The sequence below is a fragment of the Paenibacillus sp. FSL M8-0142 genome (assembly GCF_038597315.1).
In the GTDB taxonomy this organism is placed as follows: Bacteria; Bacillota; Bacilli; order Paenibacillales; family Paenibacillaceae; genus Paenibacillus_AQ; species Paenibacillus_AQ lactis.
In genome coordinates this window covers 1,013,672-1,028,380 of record NZ_CP152008.1, presented here as the reverse complement: position 1 = coordinate 1,028,380, position 14,709 = coordinate 1,013,672, and the positions used below count along the sequence as shown (strand labels likewise).

18 protein-coding genes are annotated in these 14,709 nt (G+C 50.3%); 7 read left to right on the top strand and 11 right to left on the bottom strand.

From position 1 onward, the window contains the following. Positions 1-86: 86 nt before the first annotated feature. Positions 87-404, bottom strand: coding sequence for a thioredoxin (gene trxA, locus NSQ46_RS04695; protein ID WP_007132002.1), 318 nt, complete (start codon positions 402-404; stop codon positions 87-89). Between the two features lie 250 nt (positions 405-654). On the opposite strand from trxA, the gene NSQ46_RS04690 reads away from it, so the two are divergent. Beyond that, a complete protein-coding gene (locus tag NSQ46_RS04690) occupies positions 655-810 on the top strand; it encodes a hypothetical protein (RefSeq protein WP_007132001.1) in 156 nt (51 codons plus the stop codon). Positions 811-911: 101 nt separating this feature from the next. On the opposite strand, the gene dnaI is transcribed toward NSQ46_RS04690, so the two are convergent. The 3 genes from dnaI to NSQ46_RS04675 all read right to left on the bottom strand — a co-directional run bounded on the left by dnaI (position 912) and on the right by NSQ46_RS04675 (position 3,966). Beyond that, positions 912-1,865, bottom strand: coding sequence for a primosomal protein DnaI (dnaI, locus tag NSQ46_RS04685; protein WP_210094560.1), 954 nt, complete (start codon positions 1,863-1,865; stop codon positions 912-914). A gap of 35 nt (positions 1,866-1,900) precedes the next feature. Then, a complete protein-coding gene (locus NSQ46_RS04680) occupies positions 1,901-3,403 on the bottom strand; it encodes a DnaD domain protein (RefSeq protein WP_210094561.1) in 1,503 nt (500 codons plus the stop codon). 263 nt (positions 3,404-3,666) lie between these two features. After that, positions 3,667-3,966 (bottom strand): YuiB family protein, encoded by a 300-nt coding sequence (locus NSQ46_RS04675; protein WP_007131998.1) that lies wholly within the window; start codon positions 3,964-3,966, stop codon positions 3,667-3,669. 262 nt (positions 3,967-4,228) lie between these two features. Between NSQ46_RS04675 and hemQ the strand changes: the two genes are divergently transcribed. Beyond that, positions 4,229-4,978 (top strand): hydrogen peroxide-dependent heme synthase, encoded by a 750-nt coding sequence (gene hemQ, locus NSQ46_RS04670; RefSeq protein ID WP_007131997.1) that lies wholly within the window; start codon positions 4,229-4,231, stop codon positions 4,976-4,978. Positions 4,979-5,231: 253 nt separating this feature from the next. Here the strand turns inward: hemQ and NSQ46_RS04665 are convergent, their stop codons facing one another. Next, a complete protein-coding gene (locus NSQ46_RS04665) occupies positions 5,232-5,486 on the bottom strand; it encodes a hypothetical protein (protein WP_007131996.1) in 255 nt (84 codons plus the stop codon). Continuing rightward, positions 5,487-6,680, bottom strand: a complete 1,194-nt coding sequence (locus NSQ46_RS04660) for an NAD(P)/FAD-dependent oxidoreductase (protein ID WP_210094562.1) — start codon at positions 6,678-6,680, stop codon at positions 5,487-5,489. A gap of 480 nt (positions 6,681-7,160) precedes the next feature. Between NSQ46_RS04660 and NSQ46_RS04655 the strand changes: the two genes are divergently transcribed. Next, positions 7,161-8,162: an NAD(P)/FAD-dependent oxidoreductase gene (locus NSQ46_RS04655; protein WP_007131994.1), complete on the top strand. Its 1,002-nt coding sequence runs from the start codon at positions 7,161-7,163 to the stop codon at positions 8,160-8,162. A 212-nt stretch (positions 8,163-8,374) separates the two neighbouring features. On the opposite strand, the gene sda is transcribed toward NSQ46_RS04655, so the two are convergent. Both sda and NSQ46_RS04645 read right to left on the bottom strand, forming a co-directional pair. Beyond that, positions 8,375-8,518 (bottom strand): sporulation histidine kinase inhibitor Sda, encoded by a 144-nt coding sequence (gene sda, locus NSQ46_RS04650; protein ID WP_028404801.1) that lies wholly within the window; start codon positions 8,516-8,518, stop codon positions 8,375-8,377. Positions 8,519-8,800: 282 nt separating this feature from the next. Continuing rightward, entirely contained in the window at positions 8,801-9,463 is a 663-nt protein-coding gene (locus tag NSQ46_RS04645) for a YheC/YheD family protein (protein ID WP_028404800.1), read from the bottom strand. A 221-nt stretch (positions 9,464-9,684) separates the two neighbouring features. Between NSQ46_RS04645 and NSQ46_RS04640 the strand changes: the two genes are divergently transcribed. Next, positions 9,685-9,894, top strand: a complete 210-nt coding sequence (locus NSQ46_RS04640; protein ID WP_028404799.1) for a hypothetical protein — start codon at positions 9,685-9,687, stop codon at positions 9,892-9,894. A gap of 647 nt (positions 9,895-10,541) precedes the next feature. Here the strand turns inward: NSQ46_RS04640 and NSQ46_RS04635 are convergent. Then, entirely contained in the window at positions 10,542-10,754 is a 213-nt protein-coding gene (locus tag NSQ46_RS04635; protein WP_341034947.1) for a hypothetical protein, read from the bottom strand. A gap of 199 nt (positions 10,755-10,953) precedes the next feature. Continuing rightward, entirely contained in the window at positions 10,954-11,313 is a 360-nt protein-coding gene (locus NSQ46_RS04630; RefSeq protein WP_007131990.1) for an iron-sulfur cluster assembly accessory protein, read from the bottom strand. A gap of 392 nt (positions 11,314-11,705) precedes the next feature. Here NSQ46_RS04630 and mqnE point away from each other — a divergent pair, with 392 nt between their 5' ends. Next, entirely contained in the window at positions 11,706-12,812 is a 1,107-nt protein-coding gene (mqnE, locus tag NSQ46_RS04625) for an aminofutalosine synthase MqnE (RefSeq protein WP_007131989.1), read from the top strand. Positions 12,813-13,000: 188 nt separating this feature from the next. Continuing rightward, entirely contained in the window at positions 13,001-14,059 is a 1,059-nt protein-coding gene (locus NSQ46_RS04620) for an FAD-dependent oxidoreductase (protein WP_251535659.1), read from the top strand. A gap of 53 nt (positions 14,060-14,112) precedes the next feature. On the opposite strand, the gene NSQ46_RS04615 is transcribed toward NSQ46_RS04620, so the two are convergent. Then, entirely contained in the window at positions 14,113-14,364 is a 252-nt protein-coding gene (locus NSQ46_RS04615) for a YuzB family protein (protein WP_210094565.1), read from the bottom strand. 82 nt (positions 14,365-14,446) lie between these two features. Between NSQ46_RS04615 and NSQ46_RS04610 the strand changes: the two genes are divergently transcribed. Beyond that, positions 14,447-14,692, top strand: a complete 246-nt coding sequence (locus NSQ46_RS04610; RefSeq protein ID WP_007131986.1) for a NifU family protein — start codon at positions 14,447-14,449, stop codon at positions 14,690-14,692. Positions 14,693-14,709 lie beyond the last annotated feature (17 nt).

Here is a 14,709-nt window from a genome sequence, read left to right as displayed (position 1 = left end):
TAAACCGCATAAAGCGCCTATCGGATTGTTGACCGAAGGCGCTTTATGGAAGCTTTATTGCGGTAGCGGCACTTGCTTATCAAGCATTATTGATGCTTCGCAATGATGCCTTTCAAGGCTTCTTTGGAGTTAAGCCCTACCACTTTATCGACAGGCTGGCCGTCTTTAAAGAAAATCATCGTCGGAATGCTCATAACGCCGAAGCGTGCTGCGGATTCCGGATTTTCATCCACGTTCACCTTTGCGATTTTTACATCGTCGCCGAGTTCTTGGGACAATTCGTCCAGAATCGGAGCGAGCATTTTACAAGGACCGCACCATGGGGCCCAGAAATCAACTACAACCGTTCCTTGACCTTCCACTTCGTTGGCGAAGGTTTGATCGGTAACATTAACGATAGCCATTGTATACTCCTCCTTACAGGATAATTTCAAGATATAGCGCGAATCATAATGTCGAATGCGTCGACGGTTTTAGTATACCACAAACTTTAAGAAAAAGTGAAATATACTCACCTAAAGAAAGGGGAATTCTCGGAATATTCATGCAATCTTTACAAATGATTTGGACATTGGGTATACTACTAATAATAAGTCGGGTGACCTGTCTTAGCCGTGCATACGGAATGTTCACCTTTTTGAGGAGGCAAGCACCATGGATGTAAACGTGCGCATGAACGATCCGCGGGAGCACATCAATGAAGAACCGCGCAATGATTTCAGCGATTTGATGATGGGCTTTCTTGGGATGTTCGGTTTCATGACCATCATCTTCTTCGGATTCGTCATTATCAAATTTTTGGTCGGCTAATTGACGGCTCCTTGCGCTAAGAAAAGCCTGATCCCTGTCATCGCGTCCTGTGACGCTAAAGGGATCAGGCTTTTTTACATTTCTATAGGCAGCAGCCTTGCCTAGAATTTTCCCCTCTGATTCTCGCCGTATAAATGAACGACGTCCACGAACGGTGCAATGCGGTTCATCAGCCGCTGCCCCTTATGGGCCTCTTCCCCGTCCTTGCTCGTAAAGCTTAGGTGCCGCTCGAGTCCGTCCAGCGGATAGTTCGACGTGTAGAAGGTCGGCTTGCGGTTCATCCGGTAATTCAGAATCGACCCCAGCACATGATCCCGTACCCAAGGGCTTAAATTCTCGGCGCCGATATCGTCGAAGATCAACAGATCGCAGTTCTTCATCGTCTCGACCATTTCCTTCAGCTTCGGTCCGTCCTGCATCATCGTTTTCAGATCCTCTACAAAATCAGGCATATACACGATTACGCCCGAATACCCCGCCATCGCCAGCTCATAGAGCAGATAGCCCATCAAATAAGTCTTGCCGGTGCCGAAGGATCCGGTCAAATACAATCCCCGGGGACTCAGCCCATTCTCCTTCGTCTCCTTAATATACTTGAACACCTGATGAACTCCGGGAGCTCTCAGCCGGTCCTTGGCCATAATCTCCATATGGTCATAGCCTTCATTCAGCGCTTTGTCGTCGACATAGAAGCTGCGGATCCGCTTCCGGATCTGATCCTCATTCGTTTTGGCAACCTGCAGGGAGCACGGCGTTTTCCGTTCATAAATCTCCACCGTTCCGTTGACCCGCTGAATATCCAGCTTGCTGTAGTGTCCCTGGAAATCATTCGGGCAACGGTCCAGTCCCGGACACTGCTTGCAGTTGGCCTGATCGCCGGCATACTGGTACAGCTTGCTTAAATTGATGCGCAGCACCCGGTCGTCAATCTCCGGATATTCCGCACGCATCGCCTGAATAAGCGGGTTCTTCAGCAGCTCCTCCGTAATCTCGGCCGTTCTGCGCCGCAGCGCAGAGCTCTTCATACTTTCCAGCAGCTCGCCAAGGGATTCCATCTCTCTCCCTCCTTCATCTATAGCATCTTTGGTTCTTATACGCCTTTCTTATTGCCGGCCTGCATCTCGGCAGCGAACCTCATCATCTCTTCGAATTCTTCATCCGTTACCGCCTCGCCCTTATCGGTCTCCAGCGCCACCGGAATTTCGGGCTTCGCCTGTCCGCTTCTAGCGTATGTACGCGTGCGTGTTGAGCCCTGCTTCTGCTTGCCTTTCATCTTGGCTTGGTCCCTTATATATTGAACAGCCTTCTCATAGCTGTTAACCTGCTTCAGCAGCATGTTGGAAGCGATCGCCTCCACGAAATTACGGTTGATCCGCTGCTCGCCGCCGACGGCGATCAACGACACCAAATAATGAATCAGTACGTTGATGACCTCGCCCGGCAGCTTGTAACTAAGGTCGATCTTCTCGAAAATGTCCAGGAACTGCGCGGGTACGGCCCCCGGGAAGAACGTCTGCAGCAGCCGGGTATACGGCTCATTGCGCAGCATCATATTATATTGATGAATATCGCACTTCGACTGGAACTGCGCAGGCACCTCGACGTAATACTCCATCTGCACGGCATGCTCCTCGGCAGGCTTATCCGGATCCGTATTCAATTCCTGATGCAGGGCTACCACCTTGCCGGCCGTAATCTGCCTCTTCTCCTGAAGCTTCATTCCCTGGCGGAAATGAAGGCTCGCCTTGTGCTGCAGATCGTCCAGGACAATTTCCCCGTGCTCGGTGAAGATTCCGTCCTCGTCCAGAAGACGGCACAGGTCCTGAACGCTGAGATCATACTTGCGGACCACGTAATTCACGATCCCCATCTGCTCATGATCGTAGCGGAGACGCTCCACGAACACCCGATTGCGGGACTCGCGCGGGAAGCGGAGGATAATGTCCGCATAATTGAGCCCTTCTCCCGGCGGGGTCGGCGGCAAGGCCGGCCTGGACACCGCTACCTCCTCCAGAGCCTGCTCCAATTCGTAATCGATCACATGGGTATTCAATTCGAAAATATCATAGAAGGGAACCGAAATGTTCTCCTTGTTCAGCGAAATGCCCGACCATTCATGGGGCTCCTTGCTCCACAGCTCCTCGCGGAGCGACAGTACGGCGAATTTGCCGACCTTATCGCGGAGCAGCAGTGTCAAATGCTGCGTGTTGAAAAATTCGGCAGGACTGAGCGGAGCCTGCAGCTCATACTCGTAGATGTAGTCGTCCGTCTCGGGGACGAACATCCGGCTCGTCTGCAGCAAGCCTACCGCCTCCAGCTTGGAGGTTTGCTCTATGAGATACCGGCGTCCTTTCTCACTGGGCTCCAGCCCCAGCGTCAGAAACAGCCGCCGCTGCTGTTCGATCGCCGAGTACCCGACCTTCTCGGCCGGCACATGCTGGACGAAAAGACGGTACAGACTGATCGCAAAGGCGCCTACCATCGGCTGATATATCGAGCCGAGCATCTTGTCGTCCAAGCTGCTCAAACAGAAGTCACGGTATACGCAGTAACGGTGATTCTCGGTAAAATATAAAAAATTAGTCATGCGCATCGCTGTTGCTCCCCCTGTCGCCCAAAAATAGACTTCCTCTATTCTATCACAAATCAAGGGATCGGAAGTCGGTTCTTTTGCATCAAAAATATTGGAATTCCATGCAAGCGCCTCATTCGTTCAGAGCGAATAATAAGCGGCGGCCCCCAGTATCGAAGAGCCGCCGCCATCATCCTATTCGCCTATTGCTCCTGCTTCAAATCCCTTGAAGCGGATATGCCGCATGTGCGTAAAATGTTCCTATGAAATCGCTGCTGCATGTTCTAAAACATTTTAAAGCCTTTGATCCGCAAAGTCTTGATCGTCCATCCGCTCATATAAGCGCCGATCAGTCCGGCAACGCCGGTCAGGTAATCCACCAGCTGGAATGATCCGACGTGAGTCCAAAACGGCGTCTGACTCCGATCCCACAAGCTGTATACAACGACCGGCAGAATGACGATGACAAACAAAAAGCACGGAAACCAGGTCGTCTTCATCAGCATATTAAGGATAAAGCCGATACCGAACATCATGACAAAGAATAGAATCATCAGTACAAGTACAGGAATAAATTGAAGCATGGTCGCCTTATTCACCTCTTCTTTATCGCCTACGCATAGCAGCCTATCAGGTTGCTGCTGTGCAGCAAGATACAGCAAGGCCTCAGCTTCAGCTAATAGCTAGTTTACTAAAAAAAATGTCACAGATCAACGAACAATCCGTGAATGAATTGTGACGCGTTTGCTCTGCGGACCGCGTGTACAGTACAATGTAGGGAGTTGTCATGATAGCAAGCGGTGATCCGCTCGGGAGCTATCGAACATATTGTTTAGGAGTGATCTCATGAACGAAGCTGCAATGACGCTTGAAGGCTGGTATGCCCTGCATGATTTCCGCACGATCAATTGGTCCGCCTGGAAAGCCGCGGACGATGAGGTTCGCGCCTTTGCGCTGGACGAGCTGAACGGCTTCCTTGAGGAGTGGGCTGCCGTTGACGAAGCCAAGCAGGGAAGCACCGCCGTATATACGATTGTCGGTCAGAAGGCCGATTTTGTGTTCATGCACCTGCGCGAGACGCTGGAGGAACTGAACGCGATCGAGAATGCTTTTAACAAAACAACCTTCGCTCAGTTCACAACCAAAGCCTACTCTTACGTAAGCATCGTCGAGCTGAGCAACTATTTGGCAGGCTCCTCGAACGAGGATCCGATGCAAAATCCGCATGTCGTGGCCCGCTTGAAGCCATCCCTGCCGAAAGCAAAGCATATCTGCTTCTACCCGATGAACAAAAAGCGCGATTTGTCGGACAACTGGTACATGCTGAGCATGGATGAGCGCCGATCGATGATGCAAAGCCATGGCCTGATCGGCCGCGGATATGCCGGCAAGGTGAAGCAGATCATCACCGGCTCCGTCGGCTTTGACGACTGGGAGTGGGGCGTTACCCTGTTCGCGGACGATGCGCTGCAGTTCAAGAAGCTTGTCTATGAAATGCGTTTTGATGAAGTCAGCGCACGCTTTGGCGAGTTCGGGCCGTTCTATGTCGGCAACTTGCTGGACCAAGCCTCGTTTACCGAGCTTATGAAGGTTTAAACGTCGCCATTCGCTGCAACAATTAAGAGGGTTACCCAAAAGATCTTTGATCTGGCGGGGCCCTCTTGTTGTGTTTGGGGACAATTTTTCCTTCAGCCGACCGCTCCCTAAACGAAAAAGGTGGAGGACAGGTGCTCTCTTCGAGCATGTCTTCCACCTTTTTTGGGATTAGAACCAAGAAAGCGATCGTCTATACTAGAATGCAGAATGAAAATCTTCATGTGCTTCGTGGCACTCCAAGACGTCATCCCTCTTACTCGTCGTCTTCCTGCTCCTGCTTACTCAGGCTTTCCAAATACTCGGCCGTCGCCCGGTCCCGGGCACGCCCCTTTTCCTTCAGTCGCTCAATGGCGGGAAGGATGAGAATATCCACTTCCTGCTGGATCGTATACGCCAGGTCGTAGCGTTCCTGCGATTCCAGATAGGAGCCGACCTCCATCAATGCATTATAGCGGTCCAGCTCCTCTCTCGTGAGCAGTCCCCGCACCTGAACGCTGCAGTGTCTCATTTACAGAAACCTTCCCTTTCTCAGGACAAGCGGAATGCCGCCGATAATAAAGAGGTATCGCAAATCCACCAGCTTCTTGAGCTGAGCGGCCTTCCAGCCCTGATATTTCTTGTCGCCGACGACGGCGATTCCTTCTCCCTTGCCGAGAGAGGCAACTGTGCCTTTGTTATGGAATTCGAACTTCCGCATCGCCTTGCCGCGGATCGAAGCCACGATATTCTGCGCACAGCAAACGCCTTGCTGCATGGCAATCTGGGCGGTAGGCGGATAAGGACGGCCTTCATCATTAAAAATCAGCGAGTTGTCGCCGATAATATAAATGTTCTCGTATCCCGGAGCCCGCAAATACTCGTCCACCTTGACGCGGCCGCGCATCGTCTCGAAGCCCGCCGCTTCAACAAGGCGGTTCCCCCGGATCCCGCCGGTCCACACAACGGTTTGGGAACGGATCTCTTCCCCGTTGTTCAGAAGGACGGCGCCAGGCAGGCACTCTTTAATGGCTACGCCGAATTTGAAGGTGACTCCCTTCTTCTCCAGCACGCGGATCGCGTAATCGACCAGCTCCGGCGCAAAGCCCGGCAGCGCGGACGGCGCAGCCTCTACGTTGTAAATGTTCACCAGCGTCGGGTCAACGTCATATTCCTTGCACAGCTTCGGAATGCGGTCAGCCAGCTCCGCGACGAATTCGATGCCGCTGAAGCCCGCGCCGCCAACGACGAAGTTAATGCGCTCCTGCGGTCTGCGTTCATTTTTATACAAAGCAAACTGATACTCGATATGCTCCCGGATCAGCCGCACCGAGTTAATGCTCCGGATCGTCATCGCATGCTCGGCAAGCCCTGGAATGCCGAACGTCTCCGGCTCGCCGCCGAGTCCGATCACGAGATAATCATAAGATAGGGTGCCATCCTCAAGAATAACCTTCTTATCATGAAGTCGGATCTCTTGAACCGAGGATTTCACCAGATCGATCTTGAATTCGTCGATCAGCTTCGAGATGGATACCCGCGTATTCTCGATGCTGTCCGTTCCTGCTGCCGGCATATGTAAATGCGTTGTTATATAATGGTAGTCATGTCGATTCACCAAAGTAACGTCGGCCTCATTATAATTCAGCTCTTTTTGCAGCCGCTGCGCTGTCAATATGCCCCCGTAACCCGCACCAAGGATTACGATCTTCGGTATGCTGCTCATTCTCCTGCTCCTTCCGGCTTGACTCTTTATATATATAGTATGGTTTACTTGTTAACATTTTGTGAAAAGCATGCAAAAAAAGAGAAGAGCCCCTCATCAGAGCCCATTTCACGATTTGACCTGACTGTGTCCGTCCATGCTCGTCCAGGCCCGAAAACCCGGGTGGATTCGGATGTTTATCCAGATGCTGTCCTATTCAGTCAACCTGCTATGAACACAAGTTATCACGTTAATAATATGCATAAAGCAAGCAAAGATCAAGTTTTTTTTGCCAGTTAATATGTGGCCCCCGCCGCATCGCATCCCCCCTCGTGTAAAGTAAGCGCAATCATCGCAAGTGTAGGTATTTTAGCTCAATTCTCGACTTTTCATGCCGGGTCGTGACGATTATAATAGTTAGGGAATTCATGAATCAGCATAATCTTAGACAATCGTCTGTCTGATTCGAATAGAACCCTAATAAACGGAGGTGCTTACCGCATGACAACGACGCCACAAGACAACAGCATGACCGACCTATTGATTATCGGCGGCGGACCTGCAGGGATGTTTGCTGCGTTTTACGGCGGGATGCGCCAAGCGTCGGTAAAGCTGATTGAGAGCATGCCTCAGCTTGGCGGCCAGCTGGCAGCGCTGTATCCTGAGAAATATATTTATGATGTGGCAGGCTTCCCGAAGGTTACGGCCCAGGAGCTTGTGGACAATCTGTCCAAACAGATGGATCTGTTCAACACGGATATCCGCCTGGAGGAGAAGGTCCAGTCTGTCGAAAAGCTGGAAGAACGCCACTTTGTCGTCAAGACGAATCTCGGAGAGCACCACGCCAAGGCGGTTATCATTACGGCTGGCGTCGGCGCATTCCAGCCCCGCCGGCTGGAGATCGAGGGCGCAGAGAAATACGAGAAGAGCAATCTTCACTATTTCGTAAACGATCTGAGCCGCTTCAAAGGCAAGAAGGTGCTGATCAGCGGCGGCGGCGATTCGGCCGTAGACTGGGCGCTGATGATCGAACCGATTGCCGAGCAGGTGACCCTGGTTCACCGCCGCGACAAGTTCCGCGCGCATGAGCACAGCGTCGAGCAGCTGATGGCTTCCAAGGTGAATATCATTACTCCTACAGAGATCACTGAGCTGCACGGTGAAGATACGATCAGCAAGGTGACGCTGACCCACATCAAAACGAAGGAAACGCAGGAGATCGAAGTGGATGACGTGATCGTCAATTTCGGCTTCGTTTCATCCCTTGGACCGATTTCGGAATGGGGAATCGCGATCGAGAGCAACTCCATCGTCGTCGACTCCCGCATGGAGACGAGCATTCCCGGCATTTTCGCGGCCGGCGACATCACGACATATCCGGGCAAGGTCAAGCTGATCGCCGTCGGCTTCGGCGAGGCGCCTACCGCGATCAACAACGCGAAAGTATACATCGATCCGGAAGCAAGACTGGCTCCGGGCCACAGCAGCAACATGAAGCTTTAATCACGGCCTAAGAATCTACTATCTATGAAATTGCTGCAATAGAGCAGTGTTTAAAGCAAGAAAAAAGGTATCTTTGATCAGAAGGGATGATCCTTCCATCGAAGATACCTTTTCTATTCGGTTGATCTACATATGTAGAACCAGGTTGTTTCATCCCGCATTATACGCATGCAGCGTCGTAATCTATCTGATCTTTATACGAAAAATGTGAATTAATGCAGGATGCTGCCGGAATTGGTGTCCAAGTTCCGTTTATGAATTTCGGCCAGCAGTAGAGTAATGAACTCACGCTCCAACTTCAATTCAACAGCCATATGATAGGAATCGAGCAGCATCTCATCCGTCAACATAGCCATCCCTCTCACACCCTTCCTCAAATTTCCTGAATCTATCATATCAGACATAGAAAAACGGAACAACTGTTCGCTTATCCACAACCTTCTGTGGAAATCCTGTGTATAATTTGTTGGTAAGTGTTAAAAACGAGGTCATATCAAAGTGGATTATGGGGATAATTGTTATACACAGGATCGTGAACAACTTCCTATAAAAAAATTTAATCAATAATATATTGTTATTTTTTTATTACCCTATGAATAATTCGTATAAACGATATAATATGGAAAATTTCGTATTTATTAGGCCGGTCTTGTATTCACTTCAAGAATCCAAATCTTCCCTTCATGATCGAGCCCGTAATCGAAGCCAAGCTCGCCGATCCCCGGAAATCTTGCTTCCAGAATGGCGATGCACTGCCGGGTCAGATGGCGCATTTCATTCCGCTTCTCCCAAGCATTGATGTGCGGCAGGGATAAACGAAGCGCATGACGCAGCCGGAGCAGTGATCCACCCTTGCAAATATTCGTGACGAACAGCCCCGGACTTGCAAGTCTCCCCAGCATCGCGCGGAATTCCCATCTGCCCCTTTCCTTGACCACTTTCACCCGATAATCCAGCGGACGGCCTTGAATACTGGCCAGATGAATGCCTTGTTGGATGATGTAGCGTCGTCTGAGCCTCATTCTGGACAACACATACTGCATAGATTGTTGTGTATTTACATGAACGGAACGCCTCTTATGGGTGATCAAGTAACCCGTTCCGTCTTGCAGTACCCGGATCACGCCGTTGCCTCCAGTTCCTACGATCGGCTTAATCACAACCATGCCGTGCTCATCCAGCATTGAGACCAGAGTATCCGCTGCATACGGCATCGTAGCCGGAATGTAGGGAGCAACTTGCGGATCCGTCAGCAGCGCCTCCGTTTTGAGCCACTTGCTGGCCAGCTGTCTTCCCGCCATGCTGCTTTCGCCTCCTTTTATTCATGACATACGTTATCGTATTCGATCCGCCATGTATCCTCTTGGATGATTGTCCGTGACGGTATGCCTAATAATTTGGCATTATCGTGTCGTCTGTACCGGTACGCTTTCCAAATGCTGTGTTCTGTCGTATAGTAAAACCATCAGGATGTCCATAACTAATAACACATAGGGATTTTAGATCAAGGAGGATTTTCATTTTGGCTGGCTTGTTTGAAGTGTTGTACTGGATTGCCATGATTGGCATGTCGCTTGCCCTTGCAGCGGTCACGGTTGTTATCTTCGTGCTGGGCTTCAGGTTCATCAAGGATAAGCGCCGAGGCCTGGGAGCCGGCTGTATCGTCTTCTCGCTGGTCGCAGCAGCGATGGTTGTGCTGATGCTGAACGATACGTTCTTTTTCCCGGCTTGAGCGGGCAATATAAGAAAAACGTCTATCGTCGTACATTCAAAGATGACAGACCTCGTTTAGCGGTAGTTTTTCATCGCGATATCAGGAAGCTGACTCCGCGAAGTTTATACTTTTCTGCTATCTAAAAAAATGCAGCTTTTTCTTCGTCGATGAAGAAAAGCTGCATTTTTTATGGGCCATCGAAGGAATACGGTTTCTACAATAGAGCCTCCCCGTTTAGTTTCCTACCGATATAAAGGCCGAAAGAAAGTGAAATAATATTAATTACTATTGACATAATTACATAGTTCATTTCAAATACAAAAAAATGGTAATATTTCTGCTACCATATAAAAAATACTTTCGTATCTTGAATATAGCGGCCGTATTAATTGAAAGGAAGCAAGTGGTAGTACTAGTTGAACTAGAATTACTAAAACAACAATTTTGATAAAATTAAGTATTGTGACTCGCTTCTCCTTAACTCCAATCAAGAAAGGTGCAAAGAAGGATGCGAATATTCCTTGAATTACAATATTAAATTTGTGACTCACAATTTGATCAAGAATATTCTGAATGATTAAACCATTAATAAAAAAACAGATCCCAAACATTGAGAAAATAATGAAGGCATATTGCAATGAAGAAAATCTAATTTTTTTCACCACCTACTTACTATGTTCATATTTCCAAAAAAGACCTAGAGGTAGCTGGTCCCCATTTTCAGTGTCAATCACTAAAATTTCAGGGTTATTTTCCAGAAGATCTTTTAATTCTTTTGCACTTGCTGAACCATAGATTTCAGTATAACCATTAAAATCGCATTCACCCATATAATAAATAATTATCCATTTACTGTACAAAGGAGTTTTCAGAGACATTAAAAACGACCTCCATATCGGTTTATTCACCGTCATGAAGGTCGTGATCCACAATCCCAAAAAGCTTACTCAGAATTGTTATTATTCCATATCGCGATTGAGGACTGCGTTTTTACCGGTACAAACCACAATCATGGCTATGCTTTCACAAGCCCTCAGTTCGACACATTCGAAATCCATTAACGCCGAAACTCCGGTTTTAGCAAGGCTCAGCGCTTGGCTTACCCGCATCTTCCCTCGTGCGGAAGGACGAGCCGCAGCCGCAAGTGACGGTAGCGTTCGGATTATGGATGGTGAAGCCCCCGGTCATGCCGGATTCCTCAAAGTCAATTTCAAGACCGTTCAAATATTTCATGCTGTCCTTCTCGACAACCACCTTCATATCCTGAACGTTCATATATACATCATCTTCCGTCTCCTGGTCGTCAAAGCCCATCGCATACGAAAAACCGCTGCATCCGCCGGCCGTGACACCCAAACGAAGGAACATATTCGGTGTTTCCTGCTCAGCCAGCATCTCTTTCAAACGCTCTGCAGCTGTGTCGCTGATTGTAATCATTTAGGTCACCCTCCTTTTCGTTCACTCTTAAGTATACTCCTCTTCCCTCAATCCCTCAAGGCCGTAAATGCCCGCCGCTTCTTCCTGCGGATTCCCTTTTTCCAATTCGTCTATTTGTATTGCTACCCCGGAGGGTCAGGTTTATAATAGGGGAGGAACATGGGCGGCAACTGTCAGATTATTGTCACACTCCCGCATCTCGCGTGGGAAAAAGGTTATGGCGGTCTACAGTTGTATATTTTTTCACAAAGTTTGGTTTTTATTCAGCCCTATCGTTACGTTGATGCTGTACCCTTGAGAACCGGACCGTTCCCTGCGGGGAGTGATTACTTAATGATCATTTCAGCTGCCGGATTTCACGGAAGCTGAAGTGTGAACAGGAGGATGGAAGTATGTCCACAATCATAACACCATTTACCGATCGGAGAATGGCTGAGATCGTCGAGAAGGTACGGAGCGGCGAGCGCCTCAACCTCGAAGACGGCGTGTACCTGTACCAGACGGACGACCTGCTGACCCTCGGGCAGCTGGCCAATGAAGCGAATCTTCGCAAGAACGGCAAGAAAGTGTATTTTATCGAGAACATGAGCCTCTACTTTACGAACGTGTGCGAATCCCGCTGCGCGTTCTGCAATTTCAGAAAGGATCAGGGGGAGGAAGGCTCCTATACGCTGTCCGGTCCCGAGATGATCGAATACGTCGAGCAGCATATCCACCCGGGCATCCGCGAATTCCATATCGTCGGCGGACATAATAATCATGTGCCGTTCCAATATTATGTCGATTCCCTCAAAGCGCTGAACGAGCGTTTCCCTGATGTAACCCTGAAGGCCTACACGGCAGCCGAGATCGAGTTCTTCACCCGCATCAGCGGTCTGAGCACGAAGGAAGTGCTGGAAGAGCTCATGAAGGCGGGCCTCAAATCCCTCACCGGCGGCGGAGCCGAGATCCTGTCCGACCAGTACCGTCAGAAAATGAAGGTGGACAAAGCCAATGTCGACCAGTACCTTGAAGTCCACCGCACCGCCCACCAGCTCGGCATGAAGACCCATACCACCATGCTGTACGGGGCGATCGAGAGCCATGAGGACCGGATCCGGCACATGATGCAGATTCGGGATCTGCAGGATGAAACCGGCGGCTTCCTTGTCTTCATTCCATTGTCCATGCAGCCGAAGAGTAAAAATGCCGGCATTATGCGCCGCAACTCTGCCTACGAGGATCTGAAGACCATTGCGATCAGCCGGCTGATGCTGGATAACATCGATCACATCAAGGCCTATTTCATCAATATCGGCCCGCAGTTGACCCAGGTATCGCTCAGCTTCGGCGCTTCGGACGTGCACGGCACGATTCTGAAGGAACGGATCAGCCATGCTGCAGGGGCACTGACGCCGGAAGGCCTTACGCGCAAAGAGCTCGTATGGCTCATTCAAGGCGCAGGCCGCATCCCGGTTGAACGGGACACGTTCTATAACGAGATCAAGGTTTACGAATAAACGATCGATCAGCCTAATCCCCAACCTTCTGGAGACTTCGGCACCCGCATCAGCGTTCGAAATAACGGAAAACAGGTTAAAGAGATATTATAGTGTGGGGATCCCTAGCCGCTTCTAGCGGCGTTTTTCTTGCGACTGGCACTTACGAACAATCTCTCATTCTTATCTCTTGAGAAAGGAAGAATTTTATGAACAAGCTCGTCATTCTCGGCGGAGGCTATGGTGGTCTTGCCTTAATTCAGGAATTATTCAGCGGCTATCTTCCCCCGGACGTGGAGGTCGTGCTCATCGACCGCATGCCTTACCAAGGACTGAAGACCGAATACTACGCGCTGGCAGCCGGCACGGTGGCCGATACCGCCGTTCGTGTTAAGTTCCCGGTTTATGACCGTCTTCAGATCCTGTACGGTGAAGTCACATCGATTGATCTTGAGAACCGGCGCGTGAACATATTGGACCAGGATCCCGTGGAATACGATCAGCTCGCCATTGCGCTTGGCTGCACGGATCGTTACCACGGAGTACCGGGCGCGGAGGAATATACCTACAGCCTGCAGTCGTTCGCCGCAACCCGGGAAACCTATCTGCGGCTGAACAATTTGAAGCCGTACAGCCAGGTTCATATCATCGGCGGAGGCTTAAGCGGAATCGAGCTCGCGGCCGATCTTCGCGAAAGCCGTCCTGACCTCAATATCGCCATCCTGGACCGGGGACAGCGAGTGCTTTCTTCTTTTCCTAACCGGTTGTCCGCTTATATTCATCGCTGGTTCGAGGAGCATCATGTCGAGATCCATAGCGGGGTCTCGGTATCCAGAGTGGAGAAGGACGCCGTCTATAATCTCGATACGCCGATCGCCACCGATCTGGCTGTATGGACGGCAGGCATCCAGCCTGTAAAAGTGGTGCAGGACCTCGATCTGCCAAAAGACCGCAGCGGACGCGTGCTGCTGAACCAGTATTATCAGGTTCCTTCCCACCCGGAGGTATATGTCATCGGCGACTGCGCGAGCCTTCCGTTCGTACCGAGCGCCCAGGCTGCCGGCGCCCAGGCGGAACAAGTCGGCCACGTCATAAAGGCATTATGGCGCGATGATGTGCCGAAGGTATCGCCGTTGAAGCTGAAGGGAACCCTCGGCTCCCTCGGCAAGCATGCGGGCTTCGGACTGATGGGCAATACCTCCGTCATCGGACGCGTGCCGCGGATTCTGAAGAGCGGTGTGCTCTGGAAATCCAAGCGCCACTACTAGGCGGATCATAGATTCATCGATCCTGCTTCATTAAAGCGGACAGGGAGCCCGATTCAATCTTCGGGCTCCCTCCCTTCCGCCAAAGCTTCGAGCCGGCGGCATATCTTGTCATACAGCTCCTCCGCCGTGGGCGCTTCCACCCAGTCGCCGTCCACATACGCAAAGGGCATCAAATAGCATTGACCGCAGCTGGTCAGACAGCCGTACTCGATCACCTGGCAGTCGTATTGACCTTCCAGCTTCTTCAATGCTTGATCCGTTCCGAAATAGGAGTTGCTTGTGCAAAATTCAATATAGATGGTCATCGGTCACAGCCCCGCCTTAAGATTGGCATTTTAATTTGCCGGTTTATGTACTATAATATAGGGAGGAAAGGAGTTGAACAAGATGAGCGATAACACGCAAACCACTGTATACGATGAAGTGGCTGAAGTGCTTGATAAGCTTCGTCCGTTCCTGCAGCGCGATGGCGGTGACGTGGAATTGGTCGACGTTGAAGACGGCATCGTTAAGCTGAAATTGATGGGTGCATGCGGCAGCTGCCCAAGCTCCACCATCACCTTGAAGGCAGGGATTGAACGCGCCCTGGTTGAGGAAGTAGAAGGCATTCAAGAAGTAGTGCAAGTATTTTAATCTTGTGTTTAGTATAA

Excerpts from the sequence above, each read along its gene's own strand:
- NSQ46_RS04630 (WP_007131990.1), bottom strand. The coding sequence starts at position 11,313 with ATGATTACAATCAGCGACACAGCTGCAGAGCGTTTGAAAGAGATGCTG.
- NSQ46_RS04635 (WP_341034947.1), bottom strand. The coding sequence starts at position 10,754 with ATGTCTCTGAAAACTCCTTTGTACAGTAAATGGATAATTATTTATTAT.
- hemQ (WP_007131997.1), top strand. The coding sequence starts at position 4,229 with ATGAACGAAGCTGCAATGACGCTTGAAGGCTGGTATGCCCTGCATGAT.
- NSQ46_RS04620 (WP_251535659.1), top strand. The coding sequence starts at position 13,001 with ATGAACAAGCTCGTCATTCTCGGCGGAGGCTATGGTGGTCTTGCCTTA.
- NSQ46_RS04655 (WP_007131994.1), top strand. The coding sequence starts at position 7,161 with ATGACAACGACGCCACAAGACAACAGCATGACCGACCTATTGATTATC.
- trxA (WP_007132002.1), bottom strand. The coding sequence starts at position 404 with ATGGCTATCGTTAATGTTACCGATCAAACCTTCGCCAACGAAGTGGAA.
- mqnE (WP_007131989.1), top strand. The coding sequence starts at position 11,706 with ATGTCCACAATCATAACACCATTTACCGATCGGAGAATGGCTGAGATC.
- NSQ46_RS04680 (WP_210094561.1), bottom strand. The coding sequence starts at position 3,403 with ATGCGCATGACTAATTTTTTATATTTTACCGAGAATCACCGTTACTGC.
- NSQ46_RS04665 (WP_007131996.1), bottom strand. The coding sequence starts at position 5,486 with ATGAGACACTGCAGCGTTCAGGTGCGGGGACTGCTCACGAGAGAGGAG.
- dnaI (WP_210094560.1), bottom strand. The coding sequence starts at position 1,865 with ATGGAATCCCTTGGCGAGCTGCTGGAAAGTATGAAGAGCTCTGCGCTG.
- sda (WP_028404801.1), bottom strand. The coding sequence starts at position 8,518 with ATGGCTATGTTGACGGATGAGATGCTGCTCGATTCCTATCATATGGCT.
- NSQ46_RS04615 (WP_210094565.1), bottom strand. The coding sequence starts at position 14,364 with ATGACCATCTATATTGAATTTTGCACAAGCAACTCCTATTTCGGAACG.
- NSQ46_RS04645 (WP_028404800.1), bottom strand. The coding sequence starts at position 9,463 with ATGGCGGGAAGACAGCTGGCCAGCAAGTGGCTCAAAACGGAGGCGCTG.
- NSQ46_RS04675 (WP_007131998.1), bottom strand. The coding sequence starts at position 3,966 with ATGCTTCAATTTATTCCTGTACTTGTACTGATGATTCTATTCTTTGTC.
- NSQ46_RS04610 (WP_007131986.1), top strand. The coding sequence starts at position 14,447 with ATGAGCGATAACACGCAAACCACTGTATACGATGAAGTGGCTGAAGTG.
- NSQ46_RS04660 (WP_210094562.1), bottom strand. The coding sequence starts at position 6,680 with ATGAGCAGCATACCGAAGATCGTAATCCTTGGTGCGGGTTACGGGGGC.
- NSQ46_RS04690 (WP_007132001.1), top strand. The coding sequence starts at position 655 with ATGGATGTAAACGTGCGCATGAACGATCCGCGGGAGCACATCAATGAA.